The organism is Ruminococcus sp. 210702-SL.1.03, from assembly GCF_020559915.1.
Lineage (GTDB): Bacteria > Bacillota > Clostridia > Oscillospirales > Ruminococcaceae > YE71.
Genome location: NZ_JAJCLZ010000011.1, coordinates 38,192 through 63,922 on the forward strand (window position 1 = coordinate 38,192; position 25,731 = coordinate 63,922).

General features: G+C 51.5%; 21 protein-coding genes. 3 read left to right on the top strand and 18 right to left on the bottom strand.

Annotated elements, in window-relative coordinates; all coding sequences use genetic code 11:
• Positions 1-11: 11 nt before the first annotated feature.
• From cysS to LI114_RS07495, 7 genes are all read right to left on the bottom strand, one after another.
• The gene (cysS, locus tag LI114_RS07465) at positions 12-1,430 is read right to left on the bottom strand and encodes a cysteine--tRNA ligase (RefSeq protein ID WP_227220138.1); all 1,419 of its coding nucleotides are present in this window, start codon (positions 1,428-1,430) and stop codon (positions 12-14) included.
• 18 nt (positions 1,431-1,448) lie between these two features.
• Positions 1,449-2,108, bottom strand: coding sequence for a serine O-acetyltransferase EpsC (gene epsC / locus LI114_RS07470; protein ID WP_022128024.1), 660 nt, complete (start codon positions 2,106-2,108; stop codon positions 1,449-1,451).
• A gap of 72 nt (positions 2,109-2,180) precedes the next feature.
• Positions 2,181-2,729: a CDP-diacylglycerol--glycerol-3-phosphate 3-phosphatidyltransferase gene (pgsA, locus tag LI114_RS07475; RefSeq protein WP_227220139.1), complete on the bottom strand. Its 549-nt coding sequence runs from the start codon at positions 2,727-2,729 to the stop codon at positions 2,181-2,183.
• A gap of 43 nt (positions 2,730-2,772) precedes the next feature.
• Positions 2,773-4,107: a 30S ribosomal protein S12 methylthiotransferase RimO gene (gene rimO / locus LI114_RS07480; RefSeq protein WP_227220140.1), complete on the bottom strand. Its 1,335-nt coding sequence runs from the start codon at positions 4,105-4,107 to the stop codon at positions 2,773-2,775.
• 169 nt (positions 4,108-4,276) lie between these two features.
• Complete coding sequence (locus LI114_RS07485) at positions 4,277-6,745, bottom strand: hypothetical protein (RefSeq protein WP_227220141.1); 2,469 nt, start codon at positions 6,743-6,745, stop codon at positions 4,277-4,279.
• Positions 6,746-6,778: 33 nt separating this feature from the next.
• Entirely contained in the window at positions 6,779-7,639 is an 861-nt protein-coding gene (gene rlmB, locus LI114_RS07490) for a 23S rRNA (guanosine(2251)-2'-O)-methyltransferase RlmB (RefSeq protein ID WP_227220142.1), read from the bottom strand.
• A 179-nt stretch (positions 7,640-7,818) separates the two neighbouring features.
• Positions 7,819-8,094 carry a hypothetical protein gene (locus LI114_RS07495; RefSeq protein WP_227220143.1) on the bottom strand — a complete coding sequence of 92 codons (276 nt, stop codon included), beginning with the start codon at positions 8,092-8,094 and terminating at the stop codon, positions 7,819-7,821.
• Positions 8,095-8,457: 363 nt separating this feature from the next.
• On the opposite strand from LI114_RS07495, the gene LI114_RS07500 reads away from it, so the two are divergent.
• Complete coding sequence (locus tag LI114_RS07500; protein WP_022128017.1) at positions 8,458-8,997, top strand: DUF3592 domain-containing protein; 540 nt, start codon at positions 8,458-8,460, stop codon at positions 8,995-8,997.
• 145 nt (positions 8,998-9,142) lie between these two features.
• On the opposite strand, the gene adhE is transcribed toward LI114_RS07500, so the two are convergent.
• On the bottom strand, positions 9,143-11,773 hold the full coding sequence (adhE, locus tag LI114_RS07505) for a bifunctional acetaldehyde-CoA/alcohol dehydrogenase (protein ID WP_227220185.1): 2,631 nt from the start codon (positions 11,771-11,773) through the stop codon (positions 9,143-9,145).
• Positions 11,774-12,305: 532 nt separating this feature from the next.
• On the opposite strand from adhE, the gene LI114_RS07510 reads away from it, so the two are divergent.
• Both LI114_RS07510 and LI114_RS07515 read left to right on the top strand, forming a co-directional pair.
• A complete protein-coding gene (locus LI114_RS07510; protein ID WP_227220144.1) occupies positions 12,306-13,064 on the top strand; it encodes a phosphotransferase in 759 nt (252 codons plus the stop codon).
• 260 nt (positions 13,065-13,324) lie between these two features.
• Positions 13,325-13,861 (top strand): hypothetical protein, encoded by a 537-nt coding sequence (locus tag LI114_RS07515; protein WP_227220145.1) that lies wholly within the window; start codon positions 13,325-13,327, stop codon positions 13,859-13,861.
• A 137-nt stretch (positions 13,862-13,998) separates the two neighbouring features.
• Here LI114_RS07515 and LI114_RS07520 read toward each other — a convergent pair whose 3' ends face one another.
• The 10 genes from LI114_RS07520 to mgsA all read right to left on the bottom strand — a co-directional run bounded on the left by LI114_RS07520 (position 13,999) and on the right by mgsA (position 25,711).
• On the bottom strand, positions 13,999-15,777 hold the full coding sequence (locus tag LI114_RS07520; RefSeq protein WP_227220146.1) for a dynamin family protein: 1,779 nt from the start codon (positions 15,775-15,777) through the stop codon (positions 13,999-14,001).
• A gap of 1 nt (position 15,778) precedes the next feature.
• Positions 15,779-16,753 carry a M48 family metalloprotease gene (locus LI114_RS07525; RefSeq protein WP_022126612.1) on the bottom strand — a complete coding sequence of 325 codons (975 nt, stop codon included), beginning with the start codon at positions 16,751-16,753 and terminating at the stop codon, positions 15,779-15,781.
• Positions 16,754-16,790: 37 nt separating this feature from the next.
• Positions 16,791-18,860, bottom strand: a complete 2,070-nt coding sequence (locus LI114_RS07530) for a dynamin family protein (RefSeq protein ID WP_227220147.1) — start codon at positions 18,858-18,860, stop codon at positions 16,791-16,793.
• Positions 18,861-19,087: 227 nt separating this feature from the next.
• Positions 19,088-20,881, bottom strand: coding sequence for an aspartate--tRNA ligase (aspS, locus tag LI114_RS07535; RefSeq protein ID WP_227220148.1), 1,794 nt, complete (start codon positions 20,879-20,881; stop codon positions 19,088-19,090).
• Between the two features lie 36 nt (positions 20,882-20,917).
• On the bottom strand, positions 20,918-22,096 hold the full coding sequence (locus LI114_RS07540; RefSeq protein WP_227220149.1) for a hypothetical protein: 1,179 nt from the start codon (positions 22,094-22,096) through the stop codon (positions 20,918-20,920).
• A gap of 32 nt (positions 22,097-22,128) precedes the next feature.
• Entirely contained in the window at positions 22,129-22,677 is a 549-nt protein-coding gene (locus LI114_RS07545; protein WP_227220150.1) for a hypothetical protein, read from the bottom strand.
• Between the two features lie 5 nt (positions 22,678-22,682).
• Positions 22,683-22,982, bottom strand: a complete 300-nt coding sequence (locus tag LI114_RS07550) for a hypothetical protein (RefSeq protein WP_022126607.1) — start codon at positions 22,980-22,982, stop codon at positions 22,683-22,685.
• Between the two features lie 19 nt (positions 22,983-23,001).
• Positions 23,002-24,345: a histidine--tRNA ligase gene (hisS, locus tag LI114_RS07555; protein ID WP_227220151.1), complete on the bottom strand. Its 1,344-nt coding sequence runs from the start codon at positions 24,343-24,345 to the stop codon at positions 23,002-23,004.
• A 25-nt stretch (positions 24,346-24,370) separates the two neighbouring features.
• Complete coding sequence (locus LI114_RS07560; RefSeq protein WP_227220152.1) at positions 24,371-24,985, bottom strand: YdcF family protein; 615 nt, start codon at positions 24,983-24,985, stop codon at positions 24,371-24,373.
• Between the two features lie 309 nt (positions 24,986-25,294).
• Entirely contained in the window at positions 25,295-25,711 is a 417-nt protein-coding gene (mgsA, locus tag LI114_RS07565) for a methylglyoxal synthase (protein ID WP_022127660.1), read from the bottom strand.
• Positions 25,712-25,731: the final 20 nt, after the last annotated feature.

Genomic DNA, 25,731 nt, shown 5'->3' on the forward strand with positions numbered 1-25,731 from the left:
GCTTTATTTCCTCACTTTTTGTAGATCTTTGTGCCCTGTCTGGTCTCTTCTACCACCCAGCCCAGCTCGGCAATCTTGTCCCTAAGCTCGTCGGCGAGGGCGAAGTTTTTAGCCTTTCTCGCTTCGCGGCGCTGGTCAACAAGAGCCTGTATCTCGGCGGGAACGTCGCTTTCGGCAGCCTTTTCGGCCTCTATCAGCGCGTCAGCCTTTTTCACGAGGTCGAGCGAGAGCACTTTGTCAAAGTCGTTTATCAGCGCGATCTTGGTAGCGCTGTCCGCGTCGGATTTCAGCACGTCGTAAAGCGCGGTTATCGCGAGCGAGGTGTTGAGGTCGTTGCCCAGCGCTGCGTCAAAGCCCGCTTTCAGCTCGGCGAATTTAGCCGCGTCAGGCTCGCCCGATGCGGTCTTTTTAGCCGCCGCTACCGAAGCTGCCAGCTTTTCAAATGCGCGCTTTGCGTTATCGAGATTTTCATAGGTGAATACCAGCGACTTTCTGTAATGCGATTGTAGGCAGAAAAATCTGTACACCAGCGGGTCGTAGCCCTTGCTTTCGAGCAGCGAAACGGTGAGAAACTCGCCCTTCGACTTGCTCATCTTGCCGCTGTTGGTATTAAGATGGTGAACGTGGAACCAGTAGCTGCACCACTTGTGGCCGAGGTAAGCTTCGCTCTGCGCGATCTCGTTGGTGTGGTGTGGGAACTGGTTGTCGATGCCGCCGCAGTGGAGGTCAAGGTATTCGCCGAGGTTTTTCATTGAAATGCAGGAGCACTCTATGTGCCAGCCGGGGTAGCCAACGCCCCACGGCGAATCCCACTTCAGCTCCTGATCGTCGAATTTCGACTTTGTGAACCAAAGCACGAAGTCCGCCTTATTGCGCTTGTTGCCGTCTTCCTCAACGCCCTCGCGAACGCCTACCGCTAGGTCTTCCTCGCTGAAATCGCCGAAAACGTAGTATTCTTTGAGCTTAGAGGTATCGAAATAGATGTTTCCGCCCGCCTCGTAAGCGTAGCCTTTTTCTATCAGCGCCGAGATGACCTTGATAAAATCGTCGATGCACTGAGTAGCGGGGGCTACCACGTCGGGGGTCTTTATATTGAGCTTTGCGCAGTCGGCAAAGAAAGCGTCGGTGTAAAACTTAGCTATCTCCATTACCGTCTTGTGCTCGCGCTTAGCGCCCTTGAGCATTTTGTCATCGCCCGTATCGCCGTCGGAAGTAAGGTGGCCTACGTCGGTGATGTTCATTACGCGCTTAACGTCCAGACCCGTGTATCTGAGGTATTTTTCCAGAACGTCCTCCATTATATAGCTGCGCAGGTTGCCTATATGCGCATAGTGGTAAACGGTAGGTCCGCAGGTGTACATACTCAGCTTGCCGGGTTCGTGGGGTACAAGCTCTTCCTTTTTTCTTGTAAGTGAATTATATATCTGCATTATTCAAAGCCTCTTTCGTTAGTTTCCCTTTTTCAGCTCTTCTACGTCCTTTTTGAGCTTTTCCAGCTCTACCTTATATTTGCAAAGCTCCTGAGCTACGGGGTCGGGTATGTGTATCTGGTCTATATCCTGCGTAGCGGGGCAGGGCGGGGTCTTTCCGTTTACGCGTACTATCCTCGCGGGCACGCCCACCGCCGTAGCGTTTGGCGGAACTTCTTCCAGCACAACTGCATTCGCCGCTATCTTAGCGCCGTCGCCGACCTTAAAAGGCCCGAGTATCTTCGCGCCGCAGCCGACCATTACGTTATTGCCGAGAGTGGGGTGGCGCTTGCCCTGATCTTTGCCCGTGCCGCCCAATGTGCAGCCCTGATAAAGCAGGCAGTAGTCGCCTATCTCAGCCGTTTCGCCTATAACTACGCCGCTGCCGTGGTCTATCAGCAGGCCCTTGCCTATCTTAGCGCCGGGGTGTATCTCTATGCCTGTGAAAAATCTGCTCACCTGCGAGATAATGCGGGCTGCCACTATCATATCCTTCTCGTAAAACCAGTGCGCTACGCGGTGCATTATCACTGCGTGCACGCCCGAGTAGGTTATCACGATCTCCAGCGCGCTGTGGGCAGCGGGGTCGCGTTCTTTTATCGACTGTATATCAGCCTTTATATCGTTAATAAATGACACTGTGTACATTCCTTTCAGTAAAGGCAGCACTGCAAGTCTTGCCTAAAAATGAGCTTTGTACCGAGCGGAAACTTACTTATTCGGGTCGATGTACGCCCAGTAAGTTTTGAGGTATATCCCGCCCGAGATAACGGTAAAGAGCACCGAGATCCATATCAGTATCTCAGAGATAAGGAATACCGTGCTGCTGTGGCCGACAAAGCCTTCTATACACATTATAGCGATTATCGCGATCATTGTGAATGCGGTCTTGAGTTTGCCCCAAATACCCGCGGCTACTACCACTCCCTCGTTCGCCGTGACCATGCGCAGGCCTGATACCATAAATTCTCTTGCGATTATTATGATAACAGCCGCCGCGTCGCACCAGCCGCCTGCTGCAAAGCAGATCAGCGCGGAGGTGACGAGCATTTTGTCAGCCAGCGGGTCGAGGAATTTGCCGAAGTCAGTAACAAGTCCGTCACGGCGGGCAATTTTTCCGTCAAACCAGTCGGTTATAGAAGCTATCGCGAACAAAGCCAGCGCCACCCAGATATGACCTGTAAAGTTTATCAGCAGCGCCGCAACAAAGAACGGTACCAGCACTACGCGCAGCACCGTAAGCTTATTTGGAAGATTCATAATATCTTTCCCAGCCCTTTCCCAATATTTTTCTTTTGCTATATTACTCACAGACCGTGCCCAGCAGGTCGCAGTCCAGCGTATCGTCTATCTTAACTTTCACATACTCGCCGACGGTGAGCTTGCGCTCGGAAGAGAAGAATATCTTTCCGTCGATCTCGGGGGCGTCTGCCGCGCTTCTGCCGAAGCAGCACTCGGCGTATCTGTCGAAGCCCTCGGTAACTACCTCTACTACTTTTCCTATCATTTCCTGATTTTGCACGTCGTTTATGAACATCTGCTGTTCCATTATAACGTCGCTGCGGCGCTCTTTCTCCTCGTCGGGAAGCTGACCCTCAAACTTAGCGGCGGGCGTGCCCTCTTCGGCGGAGTAGGCGAAGCAGCCCAGTCTTTCAAAGCGTATATCGTTGGCAAATTCAGCCAGCTCTTCAAACTGCTCCTGCGTTTCGCCGGGAAAGCCGGTTATCAGCGTAGTTCTTATGATAACGTTCGGTATGCGGGCGCGTATCTTGCCTATCAGCTCGGTAAGCGTTTCGCGGCTGCCGCAGCGATTCATGCGCTTTAATATATCGGCGTTGCAGTGCTGTATAGGTATATCGAAATACTTTACCAGCTTATCCTGCTCGGCTATGGTATCTATCAGCTTATCGGTGATGCGCTCGGGGTAGAGGTAAAGGGTGCGTATCCAGTGGAAGCCCTCTATCTTGCAAAGCTCGGTAAGCAGCTCGGGCAGGCGGCTCTCGCCGTAAATATCCTCGCCGTAGCGGGTGGTATCCTGCGCAACTACTACCAGCTCGGTAACGCCGTTATCGGCGAGCCAGCGCGCTTCTTCAAGAATATTCTCGATAGTACGGCTGCGGAATTTTCCTCTTATAGCGGGTATAGCGCAGTAGGTGCAGCCGTTAGAGCAGCCCTCGGCTATTTTCAGATAAGCGTAAAAAGGCTGAGTGGAGATGATTCTTCCGCCCTCTAAAGGCAGCGAGCATTTATCGCCCGCGTAAAGCTTTTCGCCGTTTTCGCCCGACATTATATCCTTTACTATCTGCGCTATCTCGGCGTCTTTACCTAGGGAAACTACCGCGTCAAGCTCGGGCATCTCGTCGAGAATATCCTGCTTATAGCGCTCTGCCAGACAGCCTGTGCATACCACACCCTTTATCCTGCCCTCTTTTTTTAGAGCTATGAATTCGAGCATAGTTTCTATAGCTTCTTCTTTAGCGGACTGGATAAATCCGCAGGTATTTATAACAGCCACGTCGGCAAGGGCGGCGTCTTGTATAAGTTCAAAGCCGTATTTGCGCAGCGAAAACATCATTTTCTCAGCGTCCACCTGATTTTTGGGACATCCCAGCGAGACCATTCCTACTCTTATAGCCATATCTCAATTACCTTCCTTTAAGCATAACTAATCTATTATATTATCTCACTTTTTGGGCGCATTGTCAAGTGATTTTGCAAATTATTAAAAAACAGCGCAACGCTATTTTAAAAATGGCAAAAAATATCCGCAGAAGCGCATTTTTTCAGCACTTCTGCGGAGTAATAAGCTATATTTTCTTCATGCCCTGTATCAGCATAGTCAGCAGCAGGAACGCCAGGTTGTAGATAACAACTATCGTAGGCGTTATCTGCGCGAAAGAGCCTGTAAGCATCATTATCACCGAGATAACTATGCCCAGCACCATAGCGCCGTATTGCAGCGCCACGCCCATATTCGCCACGAATTTCAGCCGCTTTGCCGCTACCAGCAGCATCGAGAAGCTGGGCAGGTGGCCCGAGCAGAACATCGAGGCGGAAACGCTCTCTTTATACTCCATAAGCTGCTCACAGTCGCCGTCGCAGGCAGAGGGCAGCAGGCGTATAGACGAAGCGCTGATGTCGAAAAGCTGCGAGAGCAGCTCGCGGGTGATGAAGCCGTCGGAGCAGCGAACGTGAATATCTATCGACTCGTCCTCCATCTCCTGCACCCATCTTTCGGCGGCAGGGCCTACCGAGAGCTGTACGGCGAACATCATAGCCGCCTGACCCGAAACGGCAAGGTACATGATGCCGTTGCCGTCGGCGAAATTCTCCTCCGCCGACTCAGAGGGCAGACCCTCTACGCCGTGGCGCTCCATGAGTTTGCGGCTGCCAAGCAGCACGCGCTTGTTCTCTATCCAGCCCGAAACGCCGAGGTTGTCCTCAGAGGCGCAGCCCTTTACGCCGAGTATCATATCGCTCTTGCCGCGCAGCATTTTGTAGAACGCGGGGATGGTAACGCTTCTTCCCGCCTGCGCCATGCTCGCCGCATAGATTATCGCCTGATCTATCATTACAGAGCCGAGCATTTTCAGGTTCACAAATTCAACAGTGCCCGTCGGGAAAAGGTGGCCCGAGTCGATGACTACGCTGTTTACCTCAGCAAATTCCTCTACCGAAGAGTAGCCGAGTATCACGCCCGAGTATTCCGAAAGGCGCTTGCTCGCCTTAGCCATCGGGCGGTTTACTATCAGCGCCAAGCCTACCGAAGAGCTTATCGCCAGCGTGCCCGAAACGGAAGCGAGGAATACGAAGAGCTTTTCCGCCGCGCCCGATGAATTTTTCTCAAATACTATCGAGAGCAGACCCACCGCCAGCGCCGCCGCCAGCATTAGCGGAGTAGTCTTTTCCGCGTAGCTGTCCGCGAGGTCGGAGGAGTAGCTGTTTTTCATGAAGTCTTTTATAAAGCCCGTGCGGCGCATAACTGCAAGCTCTTTGCGCTTGCCGGCAGAGCCGTTAGTGAGGTAAGCGACTGTTTGGTCGTCGTCCACAAGCTCTACCGCCGAGAAATTCTCGGTCTCAGCCACGAACTCGAAGTTGCGCTGAGTGCGGCGTACTATGCAGAGCTTGCCGAGCGTGTTGCAGAGCATGCCCAGTATCGCCGAAGATGTGTAGATATGGAAGAAAGAAGCCTTCAGCGACTCGGGGTCGAAAAGCGTAACAAGGCCTGCAAGTATAGCCGCTATCATGTTCAAAGCCGCAACGCTGTCGCTGTCGGGGCGGCGGCTGAAAATGCTCTTTATGCCGTTCACGATGACGGAGTAGGAGAAGCCCACCGCGACTATCGCGAGTATGGTATTTGTAAATATGAACGCCGAGGGGTTTACCGTGCGGTCAAAAACCGCCGCCAGCGGCAGCGAGAGGTCGTTCGCCACGGTGATGAAAAGGCTGAAAAGCGCCGCGAAAAGCAGCACCGCCGCGCGCACCGTGAGGTTTGAGCGCAGGCGCTGTATCTGCTCCTTTATCTTCGGCGCGTCCTCTTTTTTGGTGTATTCGCTCTGAGAAGAGGGGCGCTTGTCCTCGTCAACGTACTCCTCGGTGCGGAACATAAAGCGCGTGCCGCGGGTATTTTTCAGCGGTTCGGACTCTGCTTCGTTCTCGCCGTCATCATCGTCGCCGTATGTATCGTCCTCGCAAGCCTCGTCAGACTCTTCCTCTTCGGGCTGAGCCTCTTCATTATTTATAACAGGCTCGGTATCTTCGGCGTACTCTTCCTCATCTTCAGCAGCTTCCTCAGCGTTTTCGTCTACAACGCTGCCGAAAGCGTTATCGTAAAACTCGTCCGCCGAGCCTTCAAATTCATCGCCCGGCTCATCTTCGGGAACATCGTCTGCTTCCTCGCCCGCAACGGCTTCGTCAAATTCCTCAGCCTGTTCCTCGAGCTTGTTTATCACCTTTTCGCCGATGGGGCGCAGGTGAGAATCAAAAAAGCCCTCGTGCTTTTTATCGGCTTCGGCGGTATCGGCGTTCGCTTCGTGAGCAGCGCTCTCGTCAGCTTCCGCGGCGGCGACTGTACTTTCGGGATTTTCAGAAGACGCCGTTTCAGCACTCTCCTGCCCGCGGTCAGCGATCTCAGCCGAAGCCGCCATAGCCGTATGCAGATTTGTTTCGTTTATTATATCTTCTACGTCCATTTCGCCTGAACTTTTCGCAGTTTTCGGAGTATATTCGCTAAGGATCTCGTCAAGCGAAAATTTATCTTTATTATTTTCAGACATCAGCCCACTCCTAACTCTATATTTGCTAATTATTTACTTCAAACGCTGTCTTACGGCTTCGTACATACAAATTCCCGCCGCCACGGAAGCGTTGAGCGAATTTACCTCGCCGTACATCGGCAGGCTTACGAGAAAGTCGCAGTTTTCGCGCATCAGTCTGCCCATGCCGAAGCCCTCAGAGCCTATCACGAAAGCTATGCCGCCTTTTAGGTCGCATTTGTATATGCTCTCGCCCGCCGCGTCGGTGCCGTATATCCAAACGCCCGCGTCTTTCAACTCTTTCACCGCCGCCGCAAGGTTCGCCACGCGCGCCGTTTTCACCCAGCTCGCCGCGCCCGCAGAGGTCTTAAAGACCGTGTGGTTTAGCGAAGCGCTGCGCCTTTTCGGGATTATAACGCCGTGCACGCCGGCAGCCTCAGCCGTTCTGATTATCGCGCCCAAGTTATGCGGATCTTCTATCTCGTCGCAGATCATGATAAATGGGTCTTCGCCCTTATCGCGCGCGCTTTGCAGAATGTCCTCTATAGAGCAGTACTCGGCGCAGCCCATCATCGCGGCGCAGCCCTGGTGAGCCGCCCCTTCGCAGAGCGAATCGAGCTTGCGGTCGTCCACCTGCTTTATCATTATGCCCTTTTCGTTCGCCAGCGCGCATATGCGGTTTATCGAGCCGCCCGCGTTTTTGTTGACGAAAAGCACGTCTATCAGCCTACCCGCTTTCAGCGCTTCGGTAACGGCGTTTCTGCCGAAAATAAGCTGCTGCTCGGCGCTTTCGTCCGCGCGGTCGCTGCGGTCTGTACGCTCGTAACGGTCAGCACGCTCTGCACGCTCATAGCGTTCGGAACGTCCGCCGCGGCGGGGAGGTCTTTTTCTCTCGTTATCTTTTGAATATGCCATAGGAAAATGTTTTCCTTTCCTGTTATGTTATGGATATGCGAATTTCTGCCGACTTTCGGCAGCATTTTACACACTTTTTATTATAACACAAAAATCTTCAAAAGCCAATAGCCTTTGAAGATTTTTCGGGTTCTTTTAACATTTTGCACAAATATCAGCCTTTTGCGCCCTGCGATATTTTACATAAAAACGCGTCCCGCGAGCCATATCAGCGCCGCCATGCTGCCCGCGAGAGTTATCGAAAGCAGCGCAAGCTTTATCGCCGTGCGGCGGCGGCTGAGGGCTCGGGAAAAGTAGGAGGGCATTATTCGTCCGCAGAAATTTTCGGCGTTTTTCTTTAGCAGCCCCTGCGGGGTGTCAGCTTTATCAGCGCGAACAAATAACAAAACTTTATCAAAATATTCATCATTTGTGCATTTAATCTCGATTATTTGTTTATTGATACCTTTGATCATTTTTTCTGCCTTGCCTTTCTTTACAGGTTTTCTTGCAGTGTAGGAAATATAGTGCAAATATCAGCTGCTTTTTCAACAATGTGTTTAAAACTATGTTGAAAAGCGGTTTTCGTGAGCATTTTTGTTGAAAACCCTGTTGATAGTGTTAATAACTCTGCTCATTTTCCCTTGATTTGCAACAATTTATTTTCAACACTGTACGTTGAAACGTACTTTCAGAAAGCATTATTGGCGAAAAATACGGTTGAAAACGCTTTTCGATTGTAAAAATTCTGTTAAGTCGGCGTGATTTCAAAATCAAACTTGCACCGCGCCGAATTTTGTGATATACTTTAATATAATACAATCTAAGGAGCAAATTTTATGGATAATTTCGGCACTTCAAAAACTCTTTACAGCCGCCACATCTCTTCTGCCGACGGGGCTAAAGCCGCGCGGATGGTGTTCGTCGTGATGGGCGGGATATTTCTTTTCATCGGCATTATCTTTCTCGGCATCTGCATGATCTCGCGAAGCCACATCAGAGGCATGGAGAACAGATGCACCGCCGAAACGCAGGCGACTGTGGTGCGGGTGAAAGAGAGCGACGAGGGCGGCTCATACTCCCCTGTCGTGGAATTTACGACCGATGACGGCAGGCAGGTCACTGCGCAGAATAACATTTACAGCAGCGAGTTTGCCGACCTTTTTGAGGGTGACGAGGTGGAGATCCACTACGACCCTGATTCGCCGCGAAAGAATTATTACATCGGCGAGGGGTTGAGATCTTTCAACTTGATCTACTACATATTCGGCGGAGTCGGCGGGCTTTTCGCACTTATCGGCGTGATAATGCTCATCGTGGGCGGGAACGCGGGCAGGAAAAAGAACGTTGACGAGCTGGAAGCGTATTACAACAACTAAGAAAAACGGCATGGTTTTCGCGCCATGCTGTTTTTTTGCATATAAAAAGGCTGCCGCAGCTTTTGTACTGCGACAGCCTCTTTTGTTATTTGGAAGCTTTCGTCACGCTATGCGGCGCGGCGATGCTTGAAATCTAGTTGTAAGATCAGCCCTTGTACTCGGTGCCATAGTATGCAGCCAGGTACATTTCCTTGATCTCGCTCATCAGCGGGTATCTCGGGTTAGCGCCGGTGCACTGGTCGTCGAATGCGTCCTCAACCATGTTATCAAGTCTGTCGAGGAAGTCCTGCTCGTCGATGCCGTACTCAGCAATGGTCTTCTTGATGCCGACTCTAGCCTTGAGCTGCTCGATAGCGTCGATGAACTTGTTCAGAGTATCAGCGTCGTCCTTGCCCTTGATGCCGATCGCAGCAGCGCAGTCAGCGTATCTCTCAAGAGTATGAGGATACTGGTACTGCGAGAAGGTACCCATCTTTCTGGGGCAAGCGTTAGCGTTGAATCTCATAACGAGGGTGATGAGCAGAGCGTTAGCAATACCGTGAGGCAGGTGGTGATAAGCGCCGAGCTTGTGAGCCATAGAGTGGCAAACACCCAGGAATGCGTTAGCGAATGCCATACCTGCCATAGTGGAAGCGTTAGCCATTTCCTCACGAGCCTTAACAGCGGTCTGGCCGTTGTCGTAGCAGTCGGGCAGGTAGGTGAATATCAGCTTGATAGCTCTCAGTGCAAGACCGTCAGTGTAGTCGGTAGCCATGATGGAAGCGTAAGCTTCGAGAGCGTGAGTCAGAGCGTCGATACCGGAAGCGGAAGTCAGGCCGCGGGGTGCGCTCATCATCATGTCGGTATCAACGATAGCCATGTTAGGCATCAGCTGATAGTCGGCAAGAGGATACTTGGTTCCGGTCTTTTCGTCAGTGATAACTGCGAAAGGAGTAACCTCAGAACCGGTACCGGAAGAAGTCGGGATAGCGATGAAGTAAGCCTTTTCGCCCATCTTCGGGAAGGTGTATACACGCTTACGAATATCAATGAAGCGCATAGCCATGTCGAAGAAGTCAGCGTCGGGATGCTCGTAAAGAACCCACATGATCTTGCCGGCGTCCATTGCAGAACCGCCGCCGATAGCGATGATGGTGTCAGGCTCAAAAGCTCTGATAGCCTTTACGCCTTCGAGTGCGCAAGCAAGTGTCGGGTCGGGAGCTACGTCGAAGAATGTTTCGTGGATAATGCCCATAGCGTCGAGCTTATCGGTGATAGCCTTAGTATAACCGTTCTTGTAAAGGAACTGGTCGGTAACGATGAAGGCCTTCTTCTTGCCCATTACGTTTTTCAGCTCGTCGAGAGCTACGGGCAGGCAGCCCTTCTTGAAATAAACCTTTTCAGGTGTTCTGAACCAAAGCATGTTCTCTCTCCTCTCAGCAACGGTCTTGATGTTCAAAAGATGCTTGATGCCTACGTTCTCAGATACGGAGTTGCCGCCCCAAGAGCCGCAGCCAAGTGTAAGAGAAGGAGCGAAATCGAAGTTGTAGAGGTCGCCGATACCGCCGAGCGAGGAAGGAGTATTTACGATAAGACGGCAGGTCTTCATTCTTGCAGCGAACTTATTGAGCTTCTCTCTCTCGTTTACGTTGTCGATCCACAGTACCGAGGTATGACCCAGACCGCCGTTATTCTCAAGCAGAGTTTCAGCGATATTGAGCGAATCGTCGAAATTCTTCGACTTGTACATACCGAGGATGGTGGTGAGCTTTTCGTGGCCGAAAGCTTCATCAGGATCAGTGCTGGTAGCTTCGCCGATGAGTACCTTAGTATCTTCGGGAACTTCAAATCCTGCCATCTTAGCGATGGTAACAGGGCGCTGACCAACAATCTTAGCATTCAGAGCGCCGTTGATAAGCATGGTGCTTCTGATCTTGTCAGCTTCTTCGTTATTAAGGAAGTAGCAGCCTCTCTTGATGAACTCTTTCTTAACGTCGTTGTATATAGTCTTGTCAGCGATAACGGTCTGCTCAGTAGCGCAGATCATACCGTTGTCGAAAGTCTTGGAGTGGATGATCGAGTTTACAGCGTTTACGATGTCAGCCGAAGAGTCGATGATAGCGGAAGCGTTGCCTGCGCCTACGCCGAGAGCGGGAGTACCCGAGGAGTAAGCAGCCTTTACCATTCCGGGGCCGCCGGTAGCGAGGATGGTGTCAGACTCTCTCATGATCATGTTGGTGAGGTCGAGCGAAGGAACGTCGATCCAGCCGATGATGCCCTTAGGTGCGCCTGCCGCAACTGCTGCTTCGTAAACGATCTTAGCAGCCTCGATGGTGCACTTCTTTGCACGGGGGTGCGGGGAGATGATGATACCGTTTCTGGTCTTCAGACAAATAAGGGTCTTGAAGATAGCGGTAGAAGTCGGGTTGGTGGTAGGGATAACAGCGCCGATGAGTCCGATAGGCTCATAGATTCTGGTGGTGCCGTATGCCTTGTTTTCCTCAAATACACCGCAGGTCTGGGTGTTCTTGTAAGCGTTGTAAATATGCTCAGCAGCGTAGTTGTTCTTGATTACCTTATCTTCTACGATGCCCATGCCTGTTTCTTCAACAGCCATCTTTGCGAGGGGTATTCTTGCCTTGTTTGCAGCGATAGCAGCAGCCTTGAAGATCTTGTCGACCTGTTCCTGAGTGTAGGTCGAGAAAACAGCCTGTGCGGCTCTAACTTCCGCAATCTTGGCTTCGAGCGTTTCAACGCTGTCTACGAGCTTAATTTCCTTAGCCATAAATCTAACCATTCCTTTCTTGGCGTTTTCAAAGCGCCATTTGCCGCTTCTCAGCGCGCGGCGTGACTTTCTAATGAAGTCTGCTTCCAAATAACCGTTTTATTCTTTTACGGTGTCGGATATTTTCATATCCCATGATACTATTATAGCAGATTGTTATTTTTTTGTCAATCTGTCAAACTCACAGCTTTTTAAGTCATTTTGCCCCGAATTATATCTATTATTCACAAATAAGCTCGCAGGAATTATAAAACTTAGACAAAAATCATTCGTCATTATGCACAATGAATCTTTACAAATTTATCACTTGCTCTTTTCACGCAGTTTTCACTCTTACTCTAAATATGTATTTTCATTATATACCTGCTTAACATTATGTAAACAATATCATTTTGCACAAAAAAGACTAGACAAATCGGAAAAAGTGTAGTATAATATAGACATGATAAATCAAGCGAACATAAATCGTCAGATTACACAACTAAATCTAACATTTACGCTTTGCCTGATAAATTTAATTCGTCATGAAAAGGAGATATGACTTATGGAACTGAAAAATTTTGTAGCCTCAGGAGATATTTACGACGTTTACGAATCAGACGGACTTGCTATAAGAGTTTACAAAGATGAAAAATACAAGGAAAAGTGCCTGTACGCAGCGCTTACCCACGCCAGAGTAGAAACTACCCTAGGTCTTTCAAGTATAAAGATGCCTGTACTGCACGAGGTTTCGCTGATAGACGGCAAATGGGCTATCTCTATGGACTGGATAAACGGCAAAACGCTGGGTCAGCTCATCGACGAGAACCCCGACAAGGCTGAAATGTACATCGACAAACTGGTAGACATACAGTGCGAGATCCACGCGCAGTATATGCCGCTGCTCTCGAAGCTGAAAGACAAGCTGGCTCGCCAGATAAAGTCGCTCGGCCAGATCGACGAGATAAAGAAGTACGAGCTGCTCACCAGACTCGACTCTATGCCGAAGCACATAAAGCTCTGTCACAACAATTTCAGCCCCGACTGCGTTATCCTTAACGACGAAGGCACTTACGTTCTCAACTGGGGTTCGGCTCGTCAGGGCAACGCTTCCGCCGACGTAGCCAAGACTTACCTGCTGCTCTCGCTGAAACGCCCGCAGTACGCTGATATGTACCTCCAGAAATATTGCCAGAAGACCGGAACCTCAAAGAAATACGTTCAGCAGTGGCTTCCTATCGTAGCTGCCGCCCAGCTTGACAGGGGCATCGAAAGCGAGAAGGAGTTCCTCATGCGCTGGCTCGACGTTGTAGAGTACGACTAAAAAGCAGCTTTTCATTGCCTGCCGGTCTAATGCGGGAACGGCTGGCGATATGTTACAGAATGTAACAATTGCTTGTGAAATTGCATAAAAACACAATTCCGATTATAGCGTTTTTGTTGTAATCGGAATTTTTTTGTAAAAAAACTTTTACCCACCTTTACAATGAAAAAGTTTTGTGATATACTCTTATACGTTGAAAAATTGTAGTTATGTTATGACGTTGTACCACATAGGTACTTAATTAACAAGGAGTATATAAAATGAAACTGAAAGCTTTAATAGTCGCAGCAGCCGTTTCGCTTTCCGCAGCGATGGCGCTTTGTTCCTGCTCTGATACATCTTCCAAAAAGGCAGCAGCTCCGCAGAAAGTTGCTGAAACCGTTGCCGAGACCACTACGCAGGGTACTGAGTCGCTGCCCGATACCGAGTTTACCGAGCTTCCCGATGAGGCTGAGGCTGATTTCGATTACGTTACCGAGGCTTCTTCCGAGCTTTTCCCCGATACCAGCGGAAAGAAAATGTACGGCTACACCGGTCTTGAAAGAATAAAGACTGCCGATGGCAAAAAGAAATGCTACATCTTCGAGTTCTATACATATAAGTCAAAGCTTTACAACAAAGTAGCTACCATAGCTAAGGACTTAAAGTCGGCTGATATTTACATTCTCAATGAACTTACCGGAAATTACGAGCTTGCCGAGATACCTGAGCAGGAGCCCTCATGGCACGATCAGGCTACCGCGGCTCTCGCAGCAAACACCCCCGCAGCTGACATGACCGAAAGCGCTGCCGACTGATATTTTTAAATGCAAAAGGCGAACAGCTAAAAACTGCTCGCCTTATTTTTATGCACATATGCACAATGCACGCAAAAGAGCCTATCTGCCATTTCCCGACAGCTCGGCTCTTTCTATATTCGCACTTGCGCAGGGCTTTACGCCTGCTTGTATTTTTTCAGAATTTCCGAAGCTTTTGAAAGCTTGTCGATAGCCGCTTTGAGCGTGCCGCCTATCTGCGCGCTGTCGTAGCTTTCCATTATCTGCTTTGCGTGACCCAGCGCTTCCTTGCCCAGCTCTGCCTGATACTGGTAGATACCATCGAGCTGCTGAAGCGCCTTCACTTCCAGATCCTGATATACGTTCTTAATGTCGTTTACGATGTTAAGGCGTATATCGTCGTAATTCTCCAGCGCTATATCTATGATGTCGGTCTGCTTCTTCTTACCGAGTATCTTGCTGAAAGCCGTCATGGTAGCGGGCGGGAACGTTTCAGACGTACCGAAGAGCTTCACGCCCATTACCTGCCGCATAACGTTTTTGCCCAGCGAGCGCATTATGCGGTCTACCGAGGTGACCTGCGTTACCTGCGAGAGGTCTTCCAGACCCAGCTTTTTCGCGAGCTGGCGGCTCAGCTTGTCCACCGTTTCCTTCATCTTGTCGCGGTGATACTCTATACAGGTGCGGTAAGCCTCGCCCACCTTTTCCATCAGGTAGGAGTAGAAGTATTTCTCGATGTCCTCTGATGAATAAATGTCGTTGCCCGCCGCGTCCTTGTTGCGGCATTCGAGTATGCTCTTGCGCAGCTTGGCGAAAAATTCGTACATCCAGCTTTCCGCTTCCTGCTGCATTTCCGTCATGCTGAGATGCAATACCGGCTTGCACTCTTCCAGCGCCGCCGAAAGTTGGCTGCACTGCTCGTCGAAGCCGCGCTCTTTATCCTCCAGCTTTTTATAGTCCATCTCAGCCATTTCCGAGAACATATGCAGCTTCGCGCTGGTTTCGCTCACCATATCGTCAAGCATGGTGAGCACGCGCTCGGTGCGGATAATATCCTTTTTGAGGATAATATCGCGCTGCAGCGACATTTCAAACTGCATGAACTGCGTTTCGTAAAATTCCTTAGTGCCCTTATCGGGAAGCCGCGCAGCGCCGGTCTTGCGGCGAAGCTCGTCCGCGCCGCTTATGCCGTAAACGAAAGCGTTCGGCACTATCTTTTCGCAGAGCATTTTAAATCTGCGCATTATCTTGTCCACGTCGCTCTGCGAATTGAGCGCGTCGATCATATTTACCAGCACATACAGCATACCGAAGCGGCGGGGCTGAACGTGCGAAGCCAGATACATCTGCTCCGACTCAGAGAACGGCAGCAGGCTTGAAGCCGCGTACATTATAGCGTCGGCATTCACCAGATATTCCGTTACCTGCCTGTCGAGGTCGTCGAGGTCTGAAAGACCCGGCGTGTCGACTATGCGTATCTCTTTGAGTATCGGCGCGTTGTCGCGTATATCCAAATATTCCACCTTAGCGGGGAACATTTTCATCAAAATTTCAAGTCTGTCGCGCGTAATATCGCCCATTTGCAGCGGCACGCGCTGACCGTTTTCCAGTACGGCGGTAACTTCCCGCTCTTCGCCGTAAGAGATCTCGTTTATCGTGTACGTTTCGGGCGAAACGTTCGAGGGGGCTATCTCTCTGCCCAGCAGCGCGTTGATTATAGTGCTCTTGCCGCGCTTGAAGTCGCCGAGTATCACCAGCGTGAAAGGCTCGGAGCTGCGCTTGCCGATAAGCGTTTTCCAGTCGCTCAGGCTCTCGGTAAAATCATGTCCCAGTATTGAGGCAAGCTCTTTGTCCTCGGCAATGCTGTCGGTTATCGCGCGGATCTTTTCTATATCGGCGTGGGCGTTTACGTTTGAGTATTCGTTTATCTCGCTCATATCACTGCCCTCCCGCCAAAATTATATTGCTTCGCACATCGCATATCTGTCCCGTGCAGGTGTGCGAATCGGCAGCCTCGAGGTCGGTGCGCCATGTAAACAGCGAATCGCAGGTGAGGTACTCAGCCGAAGCGACTATCTTGCGCTCTAAGTCGGTAAGAGAAGCCGCGGGTCTTAGGCTGCGCGCCGCGGTAGTGTGGTTCGCCGCCGAGAGCTGCATAAGTTTTTCGGCGTCGGTATTTTCCTGCTTTCTGCCGTAAAAATCAGTGTAGCCCTTTTTCAGCAGCCCGCATGATACGTCTATATATCTGCCGGGATTAGTCATGCAGATCATAGCCGCGCGGTTCGCCGTTACGTCGGCAAAGCGTATCCAGTCTATCAGCGCGCCGACTATCTGGCTGTTTACCGCGCCCTTATACGAGCGTTCAGAGGGCTTGTAGGCGTCCTTATTGTAATTTAGATATGTGAAAGCCCAGTTGTAGACGCAGTGGTTATTCTGTATCCTGCCGCATTCGCTGCCTATAAGCAGCTCAAGCTCCTCCTTGCTGCACATATCAAAAAGCGTTTTTGTAATCACTATGCTCGGCTCGATAAGGTCGCTGGCTATCGAGTATATCAGCGGCTTTTCGTAGTCCTTGCGCAGCAGCACTATCGGCAGGTTGAGCTCTAAGCGCTCGCTGCACTGCTTTAGTACGTCGTATATCTCGGGATATTTCAGCGCGCCCGCCTGCTCGCACTTCAAGAAAAGGTGCTTGGCCTCGGCGGAAATATCCGTGCCGTTTATTGCCTTAGAAAGTTTTCCCCAGCCCGAAAGACCTATCAGCTTCTGCCTTACGGCGAAGTCTGAGTCGATGGCGTAATCGAGCTGACCGTCTATAACGTGGTTCTGAAAAGAGCGTGTATAAGCGTTCAGATAGCTGCGGAAATCTGTATCTATCGACAAAAGCGGGTTTACCGATGAAACGGTATCACTCATGTTTGCTTTCCTCCTGTAATTTCTTGGTCAGTATCGCTTATACGGCTTCGTTATTTTCAGCCGCGTTATCCAGCGAGTCGGATATTACCTTTCTTACAGCGTATGCGTCGGAAACTATCGCGCTCGCCTTTTCGGCTATGCTGTGCAGTCTGTCCATCTCGCGCTCGGATATATTGTTCTTCTCAGTCTTGAGCGAATTGAGGTTGTCGAGTGTTTCCTGCGTGTCGCGCAGTATGATCTCGGTCTCGGTCTCTATCTTGCCTTTCAGTCCTTCAAATGCAGAGAATACCTGACGGCGGACGGTTTCGGTAAAGTCGTTGTTCAGGCGCATTTCGTGAAACTGTTTTTTCACCTGCGTCTTGAAGTTGTTCTTGTATTTATCTATTCTCTCGTTCACCAGCAGCTTATCTATCGCGAAGCCCGCTGTGAACGTGCCTGCCAGACCCGCTACCGCCATAAGGCAGAGGGCGATGGGCCATGCGGGCGAGAGCGCCAGCACGGTGGTGAAGAATATCGAAGAAAAGCTTACTAAGCCCGTAACTCCGCCCAGCAGCGCGCCCTTTACGCCCGCTTCGCGGAAGCCTAAGAACGCCGCGCCTACACCGAACGAGCCGAGCGCCGCGCCTATGCCCTTATCGGCAGCCGTGCCGTTTTTCGAGATCTTATCGGGCATAACGAACATTTCCTGTATTTTGGTGACGGACTCGAAGAATTCGTCCTCAAAGCTTTGCAGTCTTTCCGCCTCGCAGCTTACGGCAACGTTGATGTTGTTCTGTATCTGCTCGCAGATAAGCTGCGCTCTGTCCTCTATGCTCTCTTTTATCTTTTCGGTCATCTTGCTGGTAACTATCTTCAGCTTGTCGCGCTTGAAGTCGTCGGAGGTCATGCTGTAGCTGTCGATGACATGCATAGCGGCTTCCTCGATGTTTTCCCAATAGCTGTCGAGCACGGGCTGCAGGTCGGAGAACACCTGATTAGCTGCCTTGTTTATCTTTACAAACTCGGCGCGCTTTTTGTTGCGTATATCGTCGATCTCGCCTATGGCGGCTTCGTAGCGCTCCATAAATTCGTCGTTCGCCATCATGAGGGCGTTTTCCTGCATTACTACCGAGCGCAGTATCTCAGTACCCGAGTTGGTTATCTTGTTAGCCAGTATTTGGAGGGTGATAGTACCGCGGTCTTTGGTCAGCATAGTTTCCAGCGCACGCTCAAATTCGGGGAAGTTCGATTCCTCGAGCAAGCCCTGATCTTCTATTTTCTTAGCGGTCAGCGCGCGCTTTGCGTACAGGCCTATTACTCTGGGCGTGCCTATCTTGCGCTTGTAAACGGCAAATTCGCGGGAGTCCTCGCCCATTACCATCTTCGCCTTGTCCATTACATACTTTGTTATTCTGGTGCGTACTGTTTCTACTATCTTGTTTTCGTCCTCAGGCGAGAATGTGCCGAAGCAGTTTACTACGAAAATTATCTTGCCCACGTCGGAAGTAAGCATTTTCTTTTCAAGGAAATCTTTTTCAAACTGCGAGAAAGGCGAGTTCGCGCTGATAACGAAGACCGCCGCGTCGATCTTCGGCAGTATGGAAAGGGTAACGTTGGTCATCTGCTCGTCGTCGTTCAGACCGGGAGTGTCGATGATGTCAACGTTATTCTTGCAGAAATTGGTATCGTAATAAACGGTAGCTTCCTTTACGGTCTCAGCCACTTCTTCTGATTCCAGCGTAAGCTTTGTAACATAGTTTTCCAGCTGGTCTATATCTATGCGCTCGCTTCTGCCGTCTTTATACTCCACCTGCACGAAAGGCTCTTCGCTGTAAGTTACGCGGTTGAGCGTAGCGGTAGCGGGCAGCACGTCTGCGGGCAGTACGTCCTCGCCGAGCATAGCGTTTATAAGCGTAGATTTTCCGCGCTTGAATTCGCCGACTATGGCAACTTCAAAATGCTCGTCGGCTGATTTTTCGATGGTTTCGCGGATAGAATCCGCCGTATGGCTCAGCGAGATCTCCTCGCTCAGCGAAAGCAGCTCTTTCAAGCTCTCAGTTAGCGAAGCTACCGTATCTTTGTACGAAGAATAGGTAGAATAGTCGATTGTTTTTTCTGTCTGACTCATCGGTGACCTCCGTTTTTAGTTCTGTGTTAGGCTTTTATCTATATCTCTGTAATTCTAATCATATTTGGGATTTAGTTCTTCTCTCCAAAAGTTACACAATACCATATTTTATTATAGCATAATTATGACGGTTTCGTCAACGCTTTGCTAACAATTTGTACAAAAAACCGCCCCTTTGCACAAAGGGACGGTCTTATTTTTGTTCAATAGTTTAAACCAAAGTTCAATTATTCATCATCAGCCTGCGCGGTCTGCGAAACCTCTATGCCCAGCTCGGCGAGCTGCTCGGGGTCTACCTGCGCGGGGCAGGCGCTCATAAGCTCGCTGGCGTTCTGAACCTTCGGGAAAGCTACTACATCTCTCAGCGAATCTGCGCCGCAGAGCATCATAGCGAGTCTGTCAAGACCGAAGCCCATGCCGCCGTGAGGGGGCGCGGCGTAGCGGTAAGCGTCTACCAAGAAGCCGAATTTCGCGGCTATCTCTTCGTCGGTAAGGCCCAGCGCCTCAAACATCTTCTGCTGAAGCTCAAAGTCGGTAATACGCATAGAGCCGGAGGACAGCTCAACGCCGTTGAGAACGAAGTCGAAAGCCTGCGCGCGAACGGAGGCGGGGTCGGAATCGAGGCTGTCGAGGCACTCCTCCATCGGCATGGTGAACGGGTGGTGCATAGCGAGCCACTTACCGCTCTCGTCGTCGTACTCAAAGAAAGGCATTTCGGTGATAACGAGGAAGTTCAGCTTGTCGGCGGGGATAATATCCATTCTCTTCGCGATGATAAGGCGGAGCGCACCGAGTACCGGCAGGGCTATCTTGTCCTTATCGGCGGCTATCAGCACGAGGTCGCCTTCCTTAGCGCCCAGCGCCGCGAGCAGCTTATCAAGGTCGCCCTCGCCGAGGAATTTCTTGAATGAGCAGTTAGCGCCGTCCGCTGTCCAGCGAATATACGCCAGACCCTTTGCGCCTATGCCTTTTGCGTGGTCGGTAAGCTTGTCGATCTCCTTGCGGGTGTAGGTCGCGGCAGCGCCCTCGGCAACTATCGCGCGAACGCTTCCGCCCGCTTCTACCGCGCCTGTAAATACGGGGAACTCTATCCCCTTTACAGCTTCGGTTATATTCTGTATCTCCATGCCGAAGCGGGTGTCGGGCTTGTCAGAGCCGTAGCGGTTCATAGCGTCGGCAAAGGTTATGCGCGGCAGGGGCGTAGGTATATCCTTGCCCAGTACCTGCTTGCAGATGTGCTTCAAGAAGCCCTCGCCCATCTCGATAAGTCCGTCAACGTCTACGAAAGACATCTCAAGGTCTATCTGGGTAAATTCGGGCTGGCGGTCGGCGCGCAGGTCTTCGTCGCGGAAGCAGCGGGCTATCTGAACATAGCGGTCGTAGCCCGATACCATCAAAAGCTGCTTGTATATCTGCGGCGACTGCGGCAGGGCGTAAAAGCTGCCCTTGTGCACGCGCGAGGGCACGAGGTAGTCGCGCGCGCCCTCGGGGGTAGAGCGCATCATCATAGGCGTTTCTATCTCGAGGAAGCCGTTCGAGTAGAAGTACTCTCTCGCCGCCTTAGCTATCTCGTGGCGCATGATGAGGTTTTTCTGAAGTCTGGGGTTTCTGAGGTCTAGGTAGCGGTAGCGCAGCTTCAGCTCGTCGTTCACCTTGTCGGAATTGGTGACCTCAAAAGGCGTAGTTTCCGCCTTTGCAAGTATGCGCAGGTCGGTAACGGCTATCTCTATCTTGCCCGTTTTTAGCTTGGCATTCTCGCTCTCGCGCGGGCGTACAGCGCCTTTTGCCATCAGCACAAATTCGCTCTTTACCTGCTGCGCCTTTTCAAAAACGGCTCTGTCGGTATCGTCATTGAATGCGAGCTGTACTATGCCCGTTCTGTCGCGCAGGTTGATAAAAATATTGTGACCTATATCGCGCACCCTGTCGGCAAAGCCGCAGACTACGGCTTCCTTAGCGTCGTCGGGCACTTCTGCGCAGTAGTGCGTTCTCTTCAAGCCTTTCATTGAATCAAGCTTCATAAATTTTTCCTCTTTTCATATTTATCTGATTTTGATTTAATTATCTATTGTGGGAACTGTCGAAACAGTCGAAACGATGTCCCTCGGCGTGCTTTTATCCACAGCGTAAATGCTGTTCTCAAAGCCGTAGCGGCCCCACTCGCGGTATTCCGCACATTCGTAAAGCCTGCCCTCGGCGGTGAGTATCGCCATTCCGTCGGTGCGACTATCGGTAGTATAGTCGTTTCTTGCGTAAGCGTAAAGCGTCGCGCCGCCGCCCAGCGGCACTTCTGCCTGCACATACACGCCGTCGATCATCTCTACCTCATTAAGCGTGAAGCTGCTGCAGTGCACCACGTTATTCTCCGCGCCGTAAACTATGCCCAATCTGCCGTTTTCCATGTCGGGCACTACGCTGTTGTGCTCCACGCCCATAGCGTATGGCGGAAGCTCGGCTTCGCTGTAAGGCACTATCTGCGCGGTGTCGGTGAGTATCTTGCTCAGATCATCGCATAATGCGCCGTTGAAGTCCAGCCACTCGCCGCCAATATCTTTGCCCCAAACCGTGCCGTCGGGGTTTTGAAGGGCAACGGCTTCGGTGCATATCGCATTATCGCCGCTGTAATATGTCGAAAATATCCAGCCGTCGCCAATGGTCTGAGTAAACTGCAGCTTCATGCCCTCTGCCGAAAAGCCTTTTTTCAGCTTGTACGACCTCATTTTATCGTAATCAAAGTGAAAAATGAAAGTCGCCCGCTTTGCGCTGCGGTCTACTATCGCGGTGCTGCGGTGCAGACCCGTACCCAGCAGATCGGCGTTGTAGTCGAGGTCGTTTTGATACTCTATGACCACGTCCGCGTTTTCCAAATGGTAAAGAGCCAGCCGCTTTTCGGCGAAGTCATTTACGGGGCCTGCCGCCGCCCATATCAGTATCGGCACGGCGGATGCAAACGCCAGCAGCAGCGGGTATCTCGCGCGCTTTAGGCGGCTGGGCTGACAGTCGGTTTTCCTGCCGAGCTTGCTGAGCGTTACGGCTATAAACACATAAAACGCTATGCAGGCGGCGAAAAGCAGTATGTCGATCGCCACCCAGTAGATGGGTATTTTGGCGTTTTCGGAAAATCCGCCGCCCTGTATAAACAGCAGGAACAGCCAGCCCGTACCCATGAGCACAAGCAATACCGTCAGCACCAAGGCTTTTGCAACAAAAAGCAACGCTCGGCGTAATTTATCCATATCAAATTCTCCCTATAATTTGCGGCAGACTGTCAATCGTCTGTATCGTCCGAATCATCCGCAGAGTCGGTAAGCTCAGGCTCTTTCGGCTTCATCGGCGGGAACGTTTCAAGGTAGGTCTGTATATACCCTGCCGAGCCTTCCCAAAGCATCAGCCCAAGACCTGCCAGCATGACAGCCGCCGTACAAGCAGCCCCGCTGTACTCTTTCAGCGCGACGAGCACCAGCGCTATGAAGAGCGTTATAACTGTCCAAAGCGCCGCCGCGATGTACACGGCAGCGGTGCGGCGTATGCTGCCCGTTATGCGCGAGCCGCCCGACGTTTTCTCAATATGCCCGAAAAATCCTGCGGAAGAGCCGTCGTGCTTTTTGGCGCGGTGGTAGAATATCTCTACCTTTCCGCTCTTCTCGCTGCTGCCGAAGTAGCAGTTTTCAAGGCGGTGCTTTTTTAGGAACTGGCTCGCCGCTACCAAGCTGGGCTTGCGGGTGTAGTCTATCAGCTCGCGGTTAAGCTTGCGGCGGCACTCGGCGGGGGACATCTTAGTTTCCAGCGATACCTTTTTAGGCAACAGAAAAAACATATCCCTTAATACTCCTGCGGTACGAATACTTTATCGTTCTGCTTTATCTCGCCGCCCTGCGTAGCATCTACATACATACCGTAAATGCAGCCGCAGGCGGGGCACTTGAACTGGTGGAAAAGCTTCTGCTGATAAAATTTACCGTCCTTTATCACCTCGTCGAGAGGGCAAGTCTGGTAAACTATCGTGAGGTCGCCCGCGTTGACCATTCTCATGAATGAATCTAGGCAGAGCATATACTCCTGCGGATTGTGTATCTGCACCAGCGGTATATTTCCGCAGACAGCGCATCTTTCTTTAGCCATAATTTGTGATTTCCTTTCGTTAGTCGGTAATGTCGCCGCTTTCAAGCTCGTCAAACGGCTCTTCTATCTCTTCGGCGGAGAGCATATGCGAGATGAGCATAGCGTTGAAAGCCGCCTTAAAGCGCTCGTCTATCGGCAGAGTTACCTTTTCGCCCGTCTGCATATTTTTCAGCTCGGCGGTCTGGCTCTCAAGCTCGCTGTCGCCGAGAACTACTGAGAATTTCGCGCCCAGCTTATCGGCGTACTTCATCTGCGCTTTCAGACCTCTGCCTACCACGTCGCACTCAGCCGAAACGCCGTCGGCGCGCAGCTCGGCGCACATCTGCATAGCCTTTACGGAAGCCGCATCACCCATAGAAGCGATGTAAATATCGCAGGTGTCCTCCGCCGCGAAGTCAAGCCCCTGCTTTTCCATTGTGAGTATCAGCCTTTCAAGACCCATGGCGAAGCCGAGGGCGGGGCAGGGCTTGCCGCTGAGAGTTTCTATAAGTCCGTCGTATCTGCCGCCGCCGCAAACAGTGCCCTGCGCGCCGATGTCGGTAGTTACGAACTCAAACACCGTCTTGGTATAATAATCCAGACCGCGCACGATCTTCGGATTTATCTCAAACTTTATATCCATAGCCGTGAGGTACTGCTGAAGCTTTTCAAAGTGCTCGCGGCAGTCCTCGCAGAGGTAATCGAGGATAACGGGCGCGCCCTCGGCTATCTCAGAGCAGACGGGCGACTTGCAGTCGAGTATGCGCATGGGGTTCTTTTCAAGTCTGCCGCGGCAGGTGTCGCAAAGCTCGTCGGCTCTGCCTGCGAAATATTCTTTAAGCGCGGCGTGGTATTTGGCTCTGCATTCGGGACAGCCTATCGAGTTGATAAAAAGCTTTATCCCGCGCAGACCCGCCGTGTCGATTATCGACTTTGCGAGAGAGATGACCTCGGCATCGGCGCGGGGGTCTTTAGTGCCCGCCATCTCTACGCCGAACTGGTGGAATTCGCGCAGTCTGCCCGCCTGCGGTTTCTCGTGGCGGAAGCAGGAGAGAACGTAGAAAACCTTCTGCGGAAATCCCTCGTTTAGTATGCCGTTTTCTATCAGCGCGCGAATAGTGCCCGCCGTGCCCTCGGGGCGCAGAGAAAAGTCGGCGTCGCCCTTTGCGGTAACGCTGTACATCTCTTTCTGCACCACGTCGGTAGTGTCGCCCACCGAGCGAACGAAGAGTGCGGTGTCCTCAAAAGTAGGTATGCGTATCTCGCGGAAGCCGTAAGCGGAGGCGGTATCTTTCACGATACCCTCTACCGTGTTCCACTTGTACATCTGCGAGGGCACTACGTCCTGCGTGCCCTTTGGTCTTTGAACCTTTAATGTAGCCATAGATAATAATTCCTTTCGTGATCTATCATATCTCGATATTTTCGATATATCCTTTACGCGCGTATTCCGCAAGCTTTTCAGCCTCGGCATGCGCGGTTCTTATGCCTTTTTCGGTAAGCTGCCAGTTTGAGCGGCGGGTGCTGCAGCAGTCGGCGGGCGCGGGTATAAATCGGTACTCGGGCAATATCCGCCGCGCGAGCATTATCGCCCTGCGCATATGGTAAGCCGTAGTAACGAGTATCACGCTGCCTCCACGGGGTATCTGCCGCGCGAGTATCTCCCGCGAAAATTTAAAATTCTCGGCGGTGTTCATAGAGCGCTCCTCGGTGCATATCGCTTCCATCGGCAAGCCAAACTGCTGCGCCGCCGCAAGCATCGAGCGGTACTCCGCCATCTCGCCGAATTTCGTGCGCTGTACCCTGCCGCCGCAGAAAAGCAGCTTATCCGCCGCGCCCTGCTCAAGTAGCTTTGCCGCCGGCGGAACGCGGTATTCGCAAGCCTTTCGGCTGCCCAGCACCATTATGATGTCCGCCCGCTCGCCGCCGTACTCCAGCCCCTCAAATAGTAGCTTATCCACAAGAGCGCTGTCCAATGCCGAAGTATCGAGCTGCGAAAGCCGCAGCGGTCTGCTGTTATCCATAATTCTCCTTATAAAACAAAAACAGCCGTCCCCTCAAAAAGGGACGACCAAAATTTGCATAAATGATCGTGATACCACCCTAATTGCGGAAAAAGCCGTAAGTTTTCGCCGCCTCTCATCATCTCTTTAACGCAGAGGTTACGCGCGCCCTTTAGTTCAGGCGCAGGCTGTTAGAGGCGTCATAATCACCGCCGCTATGCGGACGCTCTCACCGTACCGTCCTCGCTGTGCATGGCTTTCGCTGTGCTGCTTTCCTCCGTCGCTGCCTTTATGTGACAGATATTCGATTTTAGCCGTACTCTTTGCGTCTTACGAGCGCTCGGGAGCTACGGGGTTTACTATATTTCTCCAGTCAAGATCTCCGCGGTCGAGGGCGTGTACAAGCGCCTCAGCCGTAGCGATGTTGGTCGCCACAGGTATATTATGCACGTCGCAGAGCCTGAGCAGGTTAGCCTCGTTGGGCTCATGCGGCTTCGCGGAAATAGGATCTCTGAAAAACAAAAGCAGGTCTATCTCGTTGCAGGAAATGCGCGCCGCTATCTGCTGAGCGCCGCCCTGCACTCCGCTCATATATCTCTGTATCTTCAAGCCGGTAGCTTCAGAAACAAGCTTGCCGGTAGTGCCGGTAGCGCAGAGATTATTTCTGCTGAGGATGCCGCAGTATGCTATGCAGAACTGCACCATCAGTTCTTTTTTTGTATCATGAGCGATAAGCGCTATATTCAAAATAAATCCCCCCAAAGACA